This window comes from Acaryochloris sp. IP29b_bin.148 (assembly GCF_028285565.1).
GTDB lineage: Bacteria > Cyanobacteriota > Cyanobacteriia > Thermosynechococcales > Thermosynechococcaceae > Acaryochloris.
This window is the reverse complement of the sequence record NZ_JANQOY010000198.1, coordinates 1-16,387: the sequence shown is the minus strand read 5'-3', so window position 1 is coordinate 16,387 and position 16,387 is coordinate 1. Positions and strand designations below refer to the sequence as shown.

Genomic DNA, 16,387 nt, shown 5'->3' with positions numbered 1-16,387 from the left:
AATGTTAAACGCAGCTGACAATCGATCTATAGATGATTCAGTATCTCGAACAGGGACAATTAAGCTAGGACTGATTGCCAATGAATTTTACGATTTGTCTTTAGGCAGGATGGGTGGCTTTGGGGTTGCAATTCGCCAAGTTGCTGACCTATTCAACAAGAATCAAAATCTAGGTGTTGAGCCAGTTTTTATTGCTGGAAATTTATCGAATGTCAGTGACCAAACTGAAGTAGTAGCTCATGGGACTCGCCTTTTACTGTTGCCACAGGACAAATCCAAACGCACTCAGCAGTTAAAAGATGAAAAGTTCGATATTATCCTAACAATGGATTATCGGTATAATTACCGCCCAATTATCGAGTCTTTACCTCGTGTTCCCGTTGTTATTTGGGTTCATGATCCTAGAACCCCTTATGATATGAAACGAATAGAAAGCACTCGCATCCCTGGACAGGGAGACAATGTTCCCCAAGGACTAAAGCCAGTAAACTGTACATCTCTTTCAGAGGTTGTAAAAAAATCAAGTTCTTTATTCTCTAAACGGTCAATATTATTTGCTCAGCCTGCTGCTTATTACGAAGAGAAAGTGGTTGGCACTTACGGTGTTCAACCTCCAGAAATCACTTTCTTACCAAATATTATTGAACATATTATTGAGGAACCCGCCAATATTGTAAAAAGTGAGCGTCCGAGTGTGGTATTTCTAGCCCGTCTCGATCCCTACAAACGTCCATGGTTATTTGCCGAACTTGCTACTTATTTCCCTAATGTAGATTTCATCTTTATGGGTAAAAATCATTTTCAAGGGCTAGGGGCTTGGGAGCCAGACTCTCTTCCTAGTAATGTAAAAATGATGGGTCATATTGATGGGGAAGAAAAAATCCAGCTCCTTTCTTCCGCATGGGTTTTAGTCAATACCTCCATTCATGAAGGGCTTGCAATTAGTTTTCTGGAAGCACTGATGTGTGAAACGCCAGTTCTAAGTTGTGTCGATTCTGAGAACGTTGTTTCACGATATGGGATTTATGTCGGTAGATGGGATGGTTCTGGGCGTGAAGCAGTACCAAGATTTGTTGAAGGTTTACAACGACTCTTAGATGACAAGGACTTACGAAATCGCTTAGCGAGTCAGGGTAAGAGATGGGTGAAAGAAACTCATAATAGATCTCAATTTATTAAGTCATTTCAGTATCTTTGCCAACAAGCAGGGGTAACGGCGAAGAAATCATAAACTTAAATAGAGGTAAGTTATCAAAATAGCTCATCAATATAGCTTTTGATATATATAAAATATCCTCAATTCGGAGTGCTTACATAATTATCTGTAAATTGAAAGGTAGTCTGAGGGGCTAAGCATCAAAATGATAATGCCGAATTTTCTAATTATTGGTGCACCTAAAGCAGGTACGACTTCTCTGTATCATTACTTAGATGAACATCCGCAAATATATATGAGTCGGCATAAAGAACCTCGTTTTTTTGCGTTTGAAGGGGAGTCTAACTTCAGAGGACATGAGGTGCATCGATATAAGATTGTTACCGATCTCGACGCTTATCAGAAATTATTTACTAAAGTCACCAATGAGACAGCCATTGGTGAAGCTTCGACTTGGTATCTAGGCTCCAAAAAGGCACCTGAGAAGATAAAGCACTATGCCCCTAATATCAAACTAATTGCCATTTTGCGTAATCCCATAGAGAGAGCGCACTCACACTATTGGCACTTGTATAGAAAAAATTTGGAGCCACTAAACACCTTCAAAAAGGCAATTGAGGCTGAAGAACGACGAATGGACTGCGGTTGGCTCCCAGATTGGTACTATACTACCGAGGGTTTCTATTATAGACACCTTAGTCGCTATATGGATCTATTTTCTGGGGATCAAATTAAAGTCTATTTGTACGAAGATTTTTGCTCCAATCCTCATTATATATTGAAAGATATCTTTCAATTCTTAGAGGTAAGTGATGATTTTTTGCCAGACATAGGAAGAAAATATAATGTAACTAATGTAAAGAAGTCAAAAATCATAGATCAATTGATTAATAGACCTAGTAAATCAAAGCAGGTGCTAGGCTCTTTTATAAATCCAAAAATCAAGGAGCAAATAAGGTCCATGCTGACGAGTTACAATGTTGGGAGTAGGCCACAGAAAATTCCAGAAGAATCTAAAGAGAAACTATTCCAAACGTTTAAAGATGATATTTTACAGTTGCAATCTCTCCTAAACAAAGACTTGTCATCTTGGCTCTCTGCTGACTAATTTACATATTTAATAGTCTAGTTTTTTGATGTAAATTAAATTTCGATCTACATTATGCTTTAATAAGTTAGACTTTTACTATAAGCTAACAAATTGAGTGGCCAAGGATTGCTACTTCATTGATTAGCTGCAAGTGATTTAAAGGTGAGAATCGATTGAGGTTTAAACGCTCAAAATCTTTCAAGATGCTGACTACTTTTGAGATGACCTATAAAGTAATTAGCTAATGACTGAAAGGTTGAAGGGTAAATGTTTTTCTCTTAAAACGTTCACCATAGGATTTGGCAAATAGCGAAATAACTTAGCTTTTTAGTTAGTGTATCGCCAGAATCGTCTCTGACATTTGGAAGTCAGAACTAATAGATTCTTTCAGTTAATTGACTTGTCTGAGTTGCTTGCCTATGACAAAAAAGGTTATTGATTTCACATGAAAATGCCTAATTTCTTGATAATTGGCGCTGCAAAATCTGGCACAACATCACTTTACTCATACCTTAATCAACATCCCCAGATTTATATGAGTCCTGTAAAAGAGACAAACTTTTTCGCCTTTAAGGATGAAAAAGTTGCCTTCAAGGGTCCAAATGATATGCAACAAACCTATATTACAAGTATACGTGAATATCAGTCTTTATTTGAAGATGTTACTGATGAAATTGCTGTTGGCGAAGCATCCCCAATGTACTTGCGAGTCCCGAAAGCAGCTTATAACATCAAAAGATATTTACCTACAGTCAAGTTGATTACAATTCTACGGAACCCAGTTGATGCAGCGTATTCAAGATTCAGAAGTTATGTGATTCGAAAAGAACGAATTACAAGCTTCTCTAAAGCTTTAGAAGCAGAAGAAGAAAGAATAAATCATGGATGGTCTCCTCGTTGGTTTTATAAGCAACAGGGGTTCTATTACTCTCAACTAAAGAAATTCTATGAGTTATTTGATTACTCTCAGCTGAAAGTTTACTTATATGATGACCTTATCTCTAACCCCAATCATGTTCTTTATGATATTTATAAATTTCTTCAGGTAAATGAAGCATTCAAAGCAAATGTGGCTACTATATCTAACCGAACATTAAATCCGAGAAGCCTGACATTATATAGAACTATTCATGGCAAGAATAGGATAGGACAAACAATTAAACCAGTTTTAGGAAAGCGGCCAATAAAGTCTTTTATCCCATTCCTTGACTCAGTTAATATGGCTAAAAAGGCGAGGCCTCTTTCTATAGAAACAAGGAAGAGATTAGTTCAAGTTTACAAAAATGATATTTCAAGTCTACAAAATTTGATTAATAAAGATTTATCTCATTGGCTGCAAACGGGAGGTTTTTAATTTTTAGATAGGTGATTTTTAAAAGCTTAAATATTATTCTCATCAAGGTAACAAGGAGTAGAACTTGTGTATGCACCAATATTCATTGTTGGCTGTGAGCGTTCAGGGACAACTTTGCTTCGACTGATCCTAAATCAAAGTCCTGAGTTACATATCCCAGGTGAATCATGGTTCCTAAAAAAGCTGAATGCTAATCATGAAGTATATGGAGACTTTAGTAAACCTTATCAGCGGTGGTTTTTTATTCGGGATCTCCAACTAAATAATGCAACTCAAGACACTTATACTTTTGATATTTTTCAGCTATCTATAGATGAAGCTGAAAAAGTAATTGAAGATGTTTCACCAACAGATTTCTTTGGCGCTTCGTCGGCTTTGTTTCAAGCTTCAGCATGCAAGCACGGTAAGCAGAGATGGGCTGATAAAACGCCAAGACATGTGATCCAACTTCAGTGGTTAGCTAATGCTTATCCTAGTGCAAAATTTGTACATGTTATCCGAGATGGCCGAGATGTTGCTCTTAGTTTAGTGAAAGCAGGTTGGGCAAACAATATTCAAGAGGCGGCAGGTCGGTGGCAACAGCGAGTTCGCTCAGGAATAGATGAGGGAAGAAAATTAAGAAGCACACGATATTATGAACTTCAATACGAGAGCTTGGTAACCCAGCCTGAAGCCGTTTTGAAGGACCTTTGCCATTGGGTTGACATAGAATATTCCTCTAAAATGCTGCAACATCATAGCCAGGCTACTGAACATATTAATAGGGACTGGCATCTCCATGAGATGGTTGCAAAACCTATTAGTTCTGACCATGCCTATAAATGGAAGAAGAAACTAACTAATCTGCAAATAGCAGAAATAGAGGGAGTTGCAGGGGTAATGTTGGAAGAACTAGGTTATGAACTAGCGAGCAAAGCAATATTTCAATTGTCTGATAAAATTCGTCGGTATTCAACTAAGATCTCTAAAAAAGCAAGTCATTATATACTTAATTATCAGACATAGTATTTTATGCATTCTTAGCTATTTCTACTTATGGAAATATTTTAGATTTAGATACTTGAACAATATAATAATGGACATTGCGTTTATTGTTGGGAAATTTCCAGTTGCATCTGAGACCTTTATCCTAAACCAAATCATTGGGCTAATTGATCGAGGTCATAATGTTGATGTGTATGCTAAATCCCCCAATCAAAAAGGGGTTATCCATCAAGATATTGAAGTATATCAATTACAGAACTCTACATATTATGATATTTCTTTGTCTTCTAACCTTGTTAAACGTCAATTCCAGAAGATAAAAGTCTTGCTAGAGTGTAGTTGGGCTAATCCTAGGGTTTCACTTTATTACCTAAATCCCTTGCAGTTTGGAAAACAAGCGATTACGTTAAATAGACTCTGTTTAGCAGCTCCAGCAATTATTAATAAAAAATCAAAATATGATGTTATTCAATGCCATTTTGGCCTCAATGGCTTGAGGGGGCTTTCACTAAGAAACCTTAAAATTCTTCAAGGGAAATTAGTTGTAACCTTCCATGGTTCTGATGTTAGTAAGCAGCTAAAACAGTACGGCAATGATATTTATACTACTTTGTGGTCTGAAGCAGATTATTTCCTGCCCATTAGCGAGCATTGGAAAGATAAAATAATTTCACTTGGTTGTGATGAGCATAAGACGACTGTTCACCATATGGGAATAGATTGTAGTCGATTTAAATTCAAGACTAGATCTCTTCAAGCTGACTTGAAGGTACAGTTTGTCTCCGTATGCCGATTAGTTGAAAAGAAAGGGATTGAATATAGCATTCGTGCGATCGCAGCTCTAGTAAAGACTCATCCGAATGTTCAGTATACAATTGTTGGAGATGGCATCCAACGCGAATACTTACAACACTTGATTCGAGAGCTTGGTATGGAACAGTATATTCATTTGCTTGGATGGAAGAGGCAAGATGAAGTGGTACAAATTCTTGATCAGTCAGATATACTTGTTGCTCCCAGTATTACCAGTCAGAACGGAGATCAAGAAGGTATCCCTGTGGCACTCATGGAGGCTATGGCAATGGGAATGCCTGTTGTCAGCACTTTCCATAGTGGTATTCCTGAACTTGTGAAAGATGGCGTATCTGGGTGTTTAGTACCTGAAAAAGATGTTGATGGTCTATTAATAAAACTGAAATATCTGGTCGAGAATACAGAGGAGTGGGCTAAATTGGGTAAAGCTGGTCGTGATTATGTCGAGGACTCCTTCAATATTCAAATCCTCAATAATCATCTTGAAACTCTATACAAAAAATTAATTCATTAGAGATAAAGCTTAGAAGATTTTTTGCTTAGGATAAATATTCTATTGAATTAGGAAATTAATATTTATAGATATAAGGACTATTAGTACTTTAGTAAATTAATGTTTTAGAGCTATGAAAAATCTAATTTTTCTTATGCAAAAACTTCAAGGAAAGATAGCACGAACAGTGCAATCTTTAAATAATAAGCAGGTAAGACAAATAACTCCCTCAAATAATGACTATTGGGAAAAGAGGAAAACTTTAGATTATTATAAAAAAGTTATTAAGCTTGCTAAAAAGCATTCACCTGAAGCTCAGTCAGTGATAGACGTTGGTACACATATTTCACAAACTATTACTCGCTTAGATTGGATTCCTGATAAGACCGCGATCGATTTAAAACATTTGCCCGAGATTCCAGGTGCTCGAAATATTCAATGTGACTTTATGACATTTAAGCCAGAACAAAGGTATGACCTGGTTTTATGCTTGCAGGTTTTGGAACATCTTGATTGCCCGGAATTATTTACTGATAAGTTACTAAAAATTGGTAAAAAAGTTATTATCTCTGTCCCTTACAAGTGGCCAGAGGGTCAATGTCAGTATCATGTTCAAGATCCTGTTGATGAAGACAAACTTTTAAGCTGGACACACAAATCGTGGATTGAAATGGCTATTGCACATGATCGAGCTAAGCGGATGGTTGCCGTTTTTGATGGTTCTCTAAGCTAGTCAAATCCGCATAAAAAACCTTAGTCTATATTCGATTTGCTCCTTGACTTACTGCTGCTTCCTAGCAGCAGCTAACTTATCCCTTCTTTTGTAAAAAAATAATATTAAATTAAGTCATCTAATGCAATGGAAACACATGAGTTAAAGAATTATAAAATGGGAGTGTCGGTTATTATTCCAGCTTATAATCGAATTTCCATGCTAGAAGATGCACTCCACAGTGCTTTAGCCCAAGATTACACTGGTGAAGTTGAAATTATTGTCGTTGATGACAACTCGCAAGATGGTACATCAGAAATTGTTAGGGAAAAATATCCAACCGTTGAATTAGTGAGCCTTAAACAAAATGTAGGTGCTTATGCAGCAAGAAATATAGCACTGCGGCAGGCCCAAGGCCAATATATTGCTTTCCTCGATTCTGATGACTTATGGGAAAAAGAATATCTTTCTACACAACTTCTGGCTTTAGAAAGTCAAGTTAAGCAATTTTGTGTCAGTGCTTTAGTCAGTTGGTATGTCTCTACTGGCCAAAGAGTTGTGAAATCGCAAAAGCCAAAACTTAAAAAATATACTTCTGCATTACATCATCTTCTGTCTGGAGGAAGCTTTATTTTTACACCCACATCAGTTGTCTTTCCCCGTGGGTTATTTGATGACGTCGGTTTATTTGATGAAACGCTGCGAATGGCAGGTGATACCGATTTTTATATTCGCTGTCTACTAGCAGGGTATGAACCTATTTTTACCGAAGAACCTATGGCGATAAGAAGAATGCATGGCAAAGGTCAACTTACAGGGGTTAGCAACATTGAAACTCGCAAAGCAGGTCGAATAGAGCGGGCAACAAAGTACTATCCCTTGATACCTGAAGTAAATAGAGTTGTTCCAATAAAAAGGATCTATGCTGAAATTCATTCTTACTTTTCAAGCCGATATTTTCAGGAGAAATATCTATATCAGTGGATAGCAACCTCTATGAATGCTGCAGCGTATGACCCTATTTTTGCAATGTCTAGCTTAGTTGGCGATATTAAAAACTTCCTGCGCTATCGTCTCCAAATCTGATAGGGAACATTTTCTCACCATGCCTAGTCCTAAAAAGGCTGAAAAGATTATTCCTTGATTGCAGTATATCTAAAGATACTAAGGGATATACTTTTTTCTGATTTCTTGGAAATATTGATAGTTCTGCCCAAGCGGAGCGAATGAGGCTCTTCGTAGATTGAGTGAAATTTATGCGATTACTGATTTTATGAGATAGATTGTTTTATCGCTTAGGAGTAAAGCATTTAAATATGAGCAATTTATTGGTTCATCAAAACTTATGACTATTTAAAATCTAGAGGCCCATAAACAATGAATATTGACGCTCCTCCCTTTGTATCAGTAATAATTCCTGTCTTCAATGATTCAGAACGGCTACAGCATTGTTTACAAGCCCTGGAGCAACAGACCTATCCTGATGGCGCTTATAAAGTGATTGTAGTTGATAATGCCTCTGATGATGATGTGGAAGCCACAGTAGATCCATTTCTCCACGCTTCAATGGTGGTTGAAACTCAGCGGGGTTCCTATGCTGCTCGGAATACTGGAGTTAAGATTGCAAAAGGCTCAATACTAGCCTTTACTGATGCAGACTGTATTCCTTCTCCTGACTGGATTGAGAAAGGAGTTCAGAGCTTACAAAGCATTCAAAATTGTGGCCTCGTTGCTGGCAAAATCCAATTCAGTTATCAAGATCCCCTTCGGCCTAATTCGATTGAACTCTGTGACAGTGTGCTTTATTTACAGCAGGACTTGTATTTGAAATATAGTAAATTTGGAGCAACAGCAAATATTTTTACTTTTAAAGAAGTCTTTAGCGAAGTGGGACTGTTTGATTCATCTCTTAAATCTGGAGGAGACTATGAGTGGGGACAGCGAGTGTTTGCCGCTGGGTACCAGCAACTCTACTCAGAAGATGCTTATGTCTCTCACCCCGCCCGTTACTCATTTCAACAGCTTTACAAAAAGATTTTAAGAACAACTCGAGGTCCTTTTGACTTAAGTCGAAAGAATACCTATTCTTTGAGAAAATTTGCACGAGATATTGCTAGAGATATTTTCCCTCCATTCAAAACCTTTGCACGTGCTCATGTAGATAACCAACAACAGAAAATTCATTTTTGGTTTGTGTTGACCTTTATTAAGCATTTAACAGCCCTTGAACGATTGAAGGCTCAGCTTAAGTTGGGTTAACTATCTGTCACTGGTTTGGTCATAAAGCCATTGTTGGCCGTCAAGATAAAGACTCTTCCCTTATGTTCAAAAGATTTCGCTCTCAATGGTTTCTTACCTTTCTCTGTATTGCTTGTGCGTTTTTAGGATTACTGGCCTGCCAACAAACTAGTGGTCACTCCTCAACCCCACTGAATCAAGTGGCTGCCCAGCCGATTGACTATAGTCGCAATGCCCCTAGCTCTAGGGATAAATTTCTTTGGCCGTTTTCCTCTGAATCCATCTGGAATATGCCGATTGGCTCTGATGCTCGTTATCAGGCTGCTGGGATTAAACCTGCACCTCGCTTACGGTCAGATGAAGAGTATTTTTTTAAGCTTAATGGCTCTGACCCTCGCCGACCTGTTTATGCACCAGGTTCATGGAGAAAGCGCTGTCGTGGCAAAAAGAAGTTTATGAAAATTTCGCTACCCGTTCCTGACAATCTGATCATTCCAGATGCAAGGCAAGGGAAAACTCCAAACAATGCCTCTGCATTTCTGATGCCGGATGGCCGGACGTTGGTTCAGCTTGAACCTCTAGCACGTTGTGAGCCAGGTGGCTCTATCTATGGTTGGCGTTATTTCCCCGATGTAGATATTTATGAGGACGGAATTGGCGGGGCTCATTTTGGCTCTGGTTTATCCTCTATCGGCGGTTCAATTCGCAAAGGTGAGTTGGTTGGTGACGCCCCTATTCGGCATGCACTCAAGCTTAACTTGTGGGGTAAAAAATATCTTTACTACTCCAAAAACATTCCTGGATATCGTTGGCCAGCCGATCGCGCTGATAAGTATGCTGCCAAGCAGTATGGGGGTAAGAATCCTGAACTCGTTCAAGGCACACTATTAGCGATTACACCCGATATCACAGTGTCGAGTCTGGGGCTCAAAACACAACCTGCTAAAAAGCTCTTCCACGCGTTTCAGGACTATGGCGCCTACGTTGTGGATGATGCAGGATGGAATACCCATGCCATTCCCTTAGAAAATAGCGCTCTCAAAGAGTTCCGACGGACGTATGGTTATTCATTTAATAGCTCTAAGGGACCATTTTACGAAGATATGATGAGGGTGCTGACCTCACTTTCAGTCGTCTCTAATAATACGCCTGAAACAGTGGGTGGAGGAGGCGAACCTAGAGCCCCTTTAGCGCCCCCCATCCGTAACTGAACGTTTAAGCTACATATTCTATAAATGAACCATTCAGATCAACAGAGCTTGCGCCTTTGATCACGGCTACAATTTCGTCTTCTTGACTGAAGATACCGTCTCCATTGGTATCGAGGTATATTTCTGTTCCTCCATTACCCGACCCTAGAACATAGTGACTGGCAGCCCCTAGAAGAATAAGGGTGTCTTCTGACGGATTGAAGTCATTAATCTGAGCAAATTCGCCATCTCTAAGTGGATTAGCGCGATTGCTTTGTAAAAACTCAACTCTTCCAGATACATCGAACGTATCTGCACCTGCCCCTCCTGTCAGAGTGTCATTCCCTGAACTGCTGACTAGAATATCGCCCTGTTTCCCACCGATTAATTGATCATGACCTCTGCCACCGTGTAAATGGACTGTGCCTTGAAATTGGGAGGCATCTAGTTTGTTATTGCTATTTCCACCACTGAGAATGACCTGTTCAATACTGTCGAGGGTATCGGTCCAGGTACCAATCAGTCGGTCCTCAGTTAGCTCAAAGTCAATATCATCAGACTCGATCACGGTGTCAAAGCCAGCTCCACCGATCAAGCGATCTTTACCTGTTCCTCCTGTCAGATGATCGTCCCCCTTTCCCCCCTCTAGGATGTCACCATAGGCTCCTCCATCTAAGTAGTCATTTCCATCCCCCCCTAGCAAATGATCGGAGCTGGAATCGCCAATGAGATGATCATTGCCTTGACCACCATCAAGGGTATCTTTACCCGATCCACCCGTGATGAAATCATGTCCACCTCGTCCTTGGATCAGATCATTCCCTCCTTTCCCGTCCATCCGGTTGGCTTGGTCATCCCCCGCAAGACTATTCGGGTCGGCGTCTCCAATAAATGCTGGAGGAGGAGCAATATTAAAGTCTGGGGCCAGGGGAGCGCGAGGTGTTCCACCACCGCCGATATTATCTAGGGCATTGTTATCAATGACATGTAATGCCGAAAATAATTGCATGTAGTCTGTATAGAATGGACCACTATTGTCAGTAAAGCTGAAACCGTAGTGGTTCGAAAATTCTTGAGTAACGCCTTTTTCAACGGCAATGGCGTGGGCATCCCATCCCGTATCGTCAGCGAGATAGGCCCCATAGTCTTGGAATGCATAGAAGAGTTTTCTACCGGCTTCTGTTTGAATTCCCAACTGTTCCGGTGTCATGTCGGGTGGGATCGCTAGTAAGCTCCCATTGAGCAGTTCTGGCGTTGTGCCTGCGTAAGTTCCTGGACTGGCATGGGTATCTGCTTTAACCGCAGGCCAACGGTACCCCAGTCCCCCAGCTTCTCCTTGAGTGTAAGAAAAATATTTTTGACTCCAAAGATTAACTTTCAGGGCATGGCGAATGGGGTCAGCACCAATGAGTTCACCCAAGCGGAGCGTACCGCCGATAGAGGATAAGCCTGAACCCGCATGAGCTCCCTCTATACCCGTTCCATAGATATCTTCATATTTGGCGACACCAAGATTAAAGGGTAATCTCTTGCCATAGACGAAATCACTGTTGCGATCGCGAGTTAATGCATTCACCTGAACCAACGTACGACCATCTGGCATTAAAAAAGCAGCAGAGTTATTGGGAGTCTTATTGTTGGTCGAATCAGCAATCAATAAATCATCTGGTAGAGGGATGGAAATCCCTTGATAGGTACTGCCAGTTGTCCGACCAGGTCCCCAAGTACCGTGGTTATAGAGTGGCTGTAAAGGGGCATCTCCGTTGAGGATATAGAAATGATCCACATCAACCGTTGCATTTTTAGCCCATTGAATATTGGCATCAATATAGATAGCATCCGAACCAATCGGTGTATTCCATATTGAGTTGCCTGCAAAAGGCTGCTGGGTTACATCCCGCTTCGCTGCAGTTCCTTTTGGATCTGTTGTAGAGTTTGCAACTTTAGAGCCTTGAAGTACCCCATTGCCTTGAATGGCTAGGAAGCTAACCACTTCACTGGTGTGGGACGTTTCCGCATCCGCAGAGGTATCTTCTTCTACCTTGACTTCTACAGACGTATTGTGAAGATGACGATAGCGAACACCTGCAGAATCACTCCCATCGTAAGAAGCAAGAGATGCTAGAAAATTTGGTGCTGATGTGAAACCTGAGAGATCAACAGATTCCCAATCATGGGTAACAGAATCTCCCGTTTGCCCGACTTGATAAGTTAGCCCTCCCCAACTTCCTGTCCCAGCCTCGATAGCCAACCACCCCACCGATTCTGACGTATGGCCAGAATATTTTTTCTTTTCCTCCTCTTCCATGCCCACTTCAAAGCCATTGGCTGTCGCAGCTTGTTGCCGAGTACGAACAAAGTCGGGACCGTTCGCAGTTTGGACTTGACTAAAGACAACAGGAGCGTCAGTAAAATTTTGGCCAAAGTGAATGGTTTCAAAACCGCTGGTGACCAATTGGTCACTGTCTAATGAACCAACCTCTAACTGAGTACCATCCTCTAAGGTCCATGAACCTGCTTCCAAAACGATATAACTAACGTCTTCAGTGGTATGCAATCCATCCAAGTTACTGGGTTCTTGGATAAAGAGTTCAAAGCTGTTGCTTTGAATGTTATCGACCCGAACGGCCGCAGGTTGGCCCCCGTTGAAGCTAAGGGTCTGGGCGAAAATGACTGGATTATCGTAATGGTGCTGAAGGGTAACGTTTTGCCTAAGGTGAGTTAGTCCAGAGATACGGCCAACTTCACCGATAGCATCCAGAGGTGAAGCTACAATATTTGAAGGGTTAGATGTCTGCGTTAATGGCGTATCAACTGCTTCATAGATCCTGAGGTTTTTGAAGAGGCTTTCAGCCTTGGGAAGAGATATATCTTGGTCGTTAGTAAATGTTAGGTAGGAAACCTCCCCTGTATAAAATTGGCCCACAGGAATTGAATAAGTTTGCCAGCCTCCAGCAAATTCTGTATAGGTATTAAACGCATCAATCCCCCACTTCTGAGTGCCGTAGAGTTTAAAAGTGCGCTCCTTGCTGATTTTGTTGTCAACATCAAAACCAATGCCATGAATCTCGCCCTGTACGCTACTTTTGAACTCGAACTCTAGAACAGTATTTTGCGTGATTGCGTAAGGTAAATCGATTTTTCTCCATCCATTTCCTGACAATTGCAATGTATTGCCATTGTTTTGAGTGGATACTGTGAGGTCTTGATCTTGGGTATCCCCATAGGATTGAATGTCAAATTCTTCAAAGTTAATCATGATACTTAAGTTGTGAAATATGTAAGGATCGATGTGCGATAGTCTCCGACTGGCCTATGTCCTATGGACAGCAAGCAACAGCCATCGCAACCTCCTCCTGTCAACGAAAAGCTTTGACAGACAGGAGAGGAAGTCAGCTGAGAAAGTGCTTAGACCTTATGGACCTAGGAAAGACAATGTTTAAATTGGTCAATTCAGAATAGGAATAGGGCCAGCCTATTTTTCCTATTTCAATCTGCTGAGGTCGATCAGCAAAAAGGGATTCTTCATTCCCTGATCTATTGCTGAGTTATAAAATTTGCAAAGTGAGAAGATTTATCTGAGACCGTTCTCATCTATATCGACACGTTAAAGCTGATGAAATTTTTGTAGTGAATTCGATGAATTATATATGGATGAGAAAATAAATCTTGAATCGTAAAATTTAGCATGTGAATATCCCCCGATCATGCATTATTAGTATTTATTGAAATACTAATAACATTACCTAATAACTAACTTAGCCTTGACTCATCTGAGAACAAGTTTATTTTCGAAGAAGGTTGTATAACTTCAGCAATCTAAATGTATAAGTTCAGCTGAAATTGTATAAGTTGATATGAATTATATTTCTCATTATTTGATGAAATAAAACCTGTATTGGCAAATCTATATCAAAGCAACCTTCGCTCAAACTTATAGTGCCCTAATAGCTCTATGAGCAAGCATATAAGCCTACCCAATTAACGGCAAAATATCAGCATATGATAACAAAATAAAATCGCCAATTAATATGAATTGAAGCTATAATGCCGCAGTAAAAATCTACTCAGCTAACATCTGATCAACGTGCTTTTGCATTGAATCAGCCCAAATCTGATACCCTTTTCGAGATAAATGTAAATAGTCAGGCATGATCTTTCTGGGAATCTGACCATCAGCTTGGAGAAACTCAGATCCAATATCAAGAAATCGGATGGTATTGCCATTGTCAAGCGTTTCGGATCGGGTATTAATTGCCTGAATTTTGCGACGAATGGGGGTATTAGGCTTTTTCCCCGTCGGTAAAATACCAATGATTAGAATTTTTGTTTGTGGACTTTTAGCCTGGATAGCCTCAACAATTTTCTCTATACCTGCTGAAATTCGAGCTGCACCATATTTATCCCCCCAGAGATTGTTCACACCGATATTCAGCACAACTAATTTGGGCTGTATCTGATCAAATAGTCCTTGCTCGATCCGCCACAGAACTTGTTGTGTGCGATCGCCTCCAATCCCAAAATTAACCGCACCCTTATAATGTTTTTGCCAAAGCTTTTTGTGCTTCTGCCATCCCTGGGTAATCGAATCTCCCAAAAAGACCATGTTGACTTTTTTTCGCTTATGGGCTCGCTTTAGATGTTTCTGATGGAGTTTTAACCAAGCTTGAGGATACTTAGGAAAGTATCCATGCATCGGTACCGTTGGATCTTGTTTTTTCGGTGGTGGGAGTTCTGAAGGGTTACCGGCGATATTTTTGACGTCTCGCCCTGCAAGCTTAACTTCATCTAACCAGGCCTGACCTTGCCCTTCTAAAAACAAAGCAATCCCAAATTGATGGGTATTCGGAGGGAGAGTAATGTCTTGCGAGAAGGCCGTCCAATCTTGGCTATTGTGCAAATTCTGGACTGTTTGGAACTGGATCGGACGTAATTTCTGGGAAAAGGACTGAACTGCAACATTGACGTTGACAGTCCCTTTCGACTTAACAAATCCACTGAGCACAAAAGACTGTCCTGAAGACCCCTGCAACAACTGATATGTTTGCCCTTTCGTAAAATCGGAAGTGCTGGACACCCGCAAGGCTGCAGGGCCTTCCTTAAACACCTGCGTATCTCGAGAAACGTTGACTTTGCCTGTCTCAACCCATCGGTGATGCCAAAATCCGGGCACCTTATCCCCTAGGGTCATATCTCCGTTCCGCAAAATAATCTTGGGCTGTGAGGAAGGATGGCTTGGCGTTAAATCAGAATTTTTTTGGGCGGTGGAGTTTTGACACGAAATGCTGCCAAGCAGAGCTCCTAAGGTCAACAATAATAAATTTCTAGTTGCCCTATATCGATTCATTGGTATATGCCGTAGTGAGTGATAGACGTGAGGCCGTCTAGCCAGTGTTTATTCTGACATTGATGTCATTTCACTCGGGGTAATTTAGATTACGTGAGGAAAAGACAACTCAGCGTTCTCAGCTCAACCTCGGGTGAAGCAGCCAATTTATCCGAGAACATCATTCCCCCAGCTACAACCCTGGGTAGGTCTAAAGCGAATGCTTTAGACCGAAAGCAATCTAATATTGGGGCGTTTATCCGATCAACACAGCGGTTCTGGATGGAAACTAGAGCGTTTCCCCAGGCTCCACAATCCGCTGAAAAAGGTAGCCTGTCCCTCGTGCGGTCAAGATGAGTTCGGGGTTACTGGGGTCCTCTTCCAGCTTGGCTCTCAGACGGGAAATATGGACATCGACCACTCGGGTATCCACATGCCGTTCTGGTGTATAGCCCCAGACCTCTTGCAGAATGTCAGACCGAGAGAATGCTTCTCCAGAACGACTCACCAATAATTCCAGGAGGCTAAATTCCATGCCGGTTAGACGAATCCGCTCTTCACCTTTATAGACTTGGCGCTTATTGGTATCAATCCGTAACGTATGGACACTAATCACTCCTGAACTGGGAATCCCTGAATTACCATTTTTGCTAACCCGACGGAGCACAGATCGAATGCGAGCTTCTAGTTCTTTGGGTGAAAACGGTTTAACCACATAATCATCCGCACCGAGTTCCAAGCCAGTAATCCGATCGGCAACGTCGCCCAGAGCAGTCAACATAATAATCGGGACATCAGATTCTTTACGGAGTTCTTGACAGACGCCGTAGCCGTCTAGTTTTGGCATCATCACATCAAGGACGACTAAGTCAGGAATAGCATGATGGAATGTATCGATGGCTTCTTCTCCGTCTGCGGCGGTGACCACATCGTAGCCAATCATGGAGAGGCGCGTTTCTAGGATGCGACGGATACTCGCTTCATCGTCGACCACCAGAATCTTTTCTTTATGATTTTCCAATTTCCGTAAT

General features: G+C 40.9%; 12 protein-coding genes. 9 read left to right on the top strand and 3 right to left on the bottom strand.

The genetic code is table 11. The features are described from left to right. Position 1: 1 nt before the first annotated feature. From Q0986_RS17555 to Q0986_RS17515, 9 genes are all read left to right on the top strand, one after another. Complete coding sequence (locus Q0986_RS17555) at positions 2 to 1,231, top strand: glycosyltransferase family 4 protein (protein ID WP_299413479.1); 1,230 nt, start codon at positions 2 to 4, stop codon at positions 1,229 to 1,231. Positions 1,232 to 1,367: 136 nt separating this feature from the next. Further along, complete coding sequence (locus Q0986_RS17550; protein ID WP_299413474.1) at positions 1,368 to 2,264, top strand: sulfotransferase; 897 nt, start codon at positions 1,368 to 1,370, stop codon at positions 2,262 to 2,264. Between the two features lie 427 nt (positions 2,265 to 2,691). Further along, complete coding sequence (locus Q0986_RS17545) at positions 2,692 to 3,600, top strand: sulfotransferase (RefSeq protein ID WP_299413470.1); 909 nt, start codon at positions 2,692 to 2,694, stop codon at positions 3,598 to 3,600. Between the two features lie 66 nt (positions 3,601 to 3,666). After that, on the top strand, positions 3,667 to 4,605 hold the full coding sequence (locus Q0986_RS17540) for a sulfotransferase (RefSeq protein WP_299413468.1): 939 nt from the start codon (positions 3,667 to 3,669) through the stop codon (positions 4,603 to 4,605). Between the two features lie 70 nt (positions 4,606 to 4,675). Further along, a complete protein-coding gene (locus tag Q0986_RS17535) occupies positions 4,676 to 5,911 on the top strand; it encodes a glycosyltransferase (protein WP_299413465.1) in 1,236 nt (411 codons plus the stop codon). 133 nt (positions 5,912 to 6,044) lie between these two features. Continuing rightward, a complete protein-coding gene (locus Q0986_RS17530) occupies positions 6,045 to 6,623 on the top strand; it encodes a hypothetical protein (RefSeq protein WP_299413460.1) in 579 nt (192 codons plus the stop codon). A 126-nt stretch (positions 6,624 to 6,749) separates the two neighbouring features. Continuing rightward, positions 6,750 to 7,688 carry a glycosyltransferase family 2 protein gene (locus tag Q0986_RS17525; RefSeq protein ID WP_299413457.1) on the top strand — a complete coding sequence of 313 codons (939 nt, stop codon included), beginning with the start codon at positions 6,750 to 6,752 and terminating at the stop codon, positions 7,686 to 7,688. Positions 7,689 to 7,979: 291 nt separating this feature from the next. Further along, the gene (locus Q0986_RS17520) at positions 7,980 to 8,861 is read left to right on the top strand and encodes a glycosyltransferase (protein ID WP_299413454.1); all 882 of its coding nucleotides are present in this window, start codon (positions 7,980 to 7,982) and stop codon (positions 8,859 to 8,861) included. 62 nt (positions 8,862 to 8,923) lie between these two features. Next, positions 8,924 to 10,051: a hypothetical protein gene (locus Q0986_RS17515; protein ID WP_299413451.1), complete on the top strand. Its 1,128-nt coding sequence runs from the start codon at positions 8,924 to 8,926 to the stop codon at positions 10,049 to 10,051. 4 nt (positions 10,052 to 10,055) lie between these two features. Here the strand turns inward: Q0986_RS17515 and Q0986_RS17510 are convergent, their stop codons facing one another. The 3 genes from Q0986_RS17510 to rpaB form a co-directional block, all read right to left on the bottom strand. Then, positions 10,056 to 13,289, bottom strand: coding sequence for a calcium-binding protein (locus tag Q0986_RS17510; RefSeq protein ID WP_299413446.1), 3,234 nt, complete (start codon positions 13,287 to 13,289; stop codon positions 10,056 to 10,058). A gap of 804 nt (positions 13,290 to 14,093) precedes the next feature. Continuing rightward, complete coding sequence (locus Q0986_RS17505) at positions 14,094 to 15,221, bottom strand: GDSL-type esterase/lipase family protein (protein ID WP_299413443.1); 1,128 nt, start codon at positions 15,219 to 15,221, stop codon at positions 14,094 to 14,096. 424 nt (positions 15,222 to 15,645) lie between these two features. Further along, positions 15,646 to 16,377 carry a response regulator transcription factor RpaB gene (gene rpaB, locus Q0986_RS17500; protein WP_299413553.1) on the bottom strand — a complete coding sequence of 244 codons (732 nt, stop codon included), beginning with the start codon at positions 16,375 to 16,377 and terminating at the stop codon, positions 15,646 to 15,648. Positions 16,378 to 16,387: the final 10 nt, after the last annotated feature.

What these genes read in the sequence shown, in the direction of transcription:
- Q0986_RS17525 (WP_299413457.1), top strand. Translation starts at nt 6,750, where the DNA reads ATGGAAACACATGAGTTAAAGAATTATAAAATGGGAGTGTCGGTTATT.
- Q0986_RS17505 (WP_299413443.1), bottom strand. Translation starts at nt 15,221, where the DNA reads ATGACCCTAGGGGATAAGGTGCCCGGATTTTGGCATCACCGATGGGTT.
- Q0986_RS17550 (WP_299413474.1), top strand. Translation starts at nt 1,368, where the DNA reads ATGCCGAATTTTCTAATTATTGGTGCACCTAAAGCAGGTACGACTTCT.
- Q0986_RS17520 (WP_299413454.1), top strand. Translation starts at nt 7,980, where the DNA reads ATGAATATTGACGCTCCTCCCTTTGTATCAGTAATAATTCCTGTCTTC.
- Q0986_RS17545 (WP_299413470.1), top strand. Translation starts at nt 2,692, where the DNA reads ATGAAAATGCCTAATTTCTTGATAATTGGCGCTGCAAAATCTGGCACA.
- Q0986_RS17530 (WP_299413460.1), top strand. Translation starts at nt 6,045, where the DNA reads ATGCAAAAACTTCAAGGAAAGATAGCACGAACAGTGCAATCTTTAAAT.
- Q0986_RS17535 (WP_299413465.1), top strand. Translation starts at nt 4,676, where the DNA reads ATGGACATTGCGTTTATTGTTGGGAAATTTCCAGTTGCATCTGAGACC.
- Q0986_RS17555 (WP_299413479.1), top strand. Translation starts at nt 2, where the DNA reads ATGTTAAACGCAGCTGACAATCGATCTATAGATGATTCAGTATCTCGA.
- Q0986_RS17510 (WP_299413446.1), bottom strand. Translation starts at nt 13,289, where the DNA reads ATGATTAACTTTGAAGAATTTGACATTCAATCCTATGGGGATACCCAA.
- Q0986_RS17515 (WP_299413451.1), top strand. Translation starts at nt 8,924, where the DNA reads ATGTTCAAAAGATTTCGCTCTCAATGGTTTCTTACCTTTCTCTGTATT.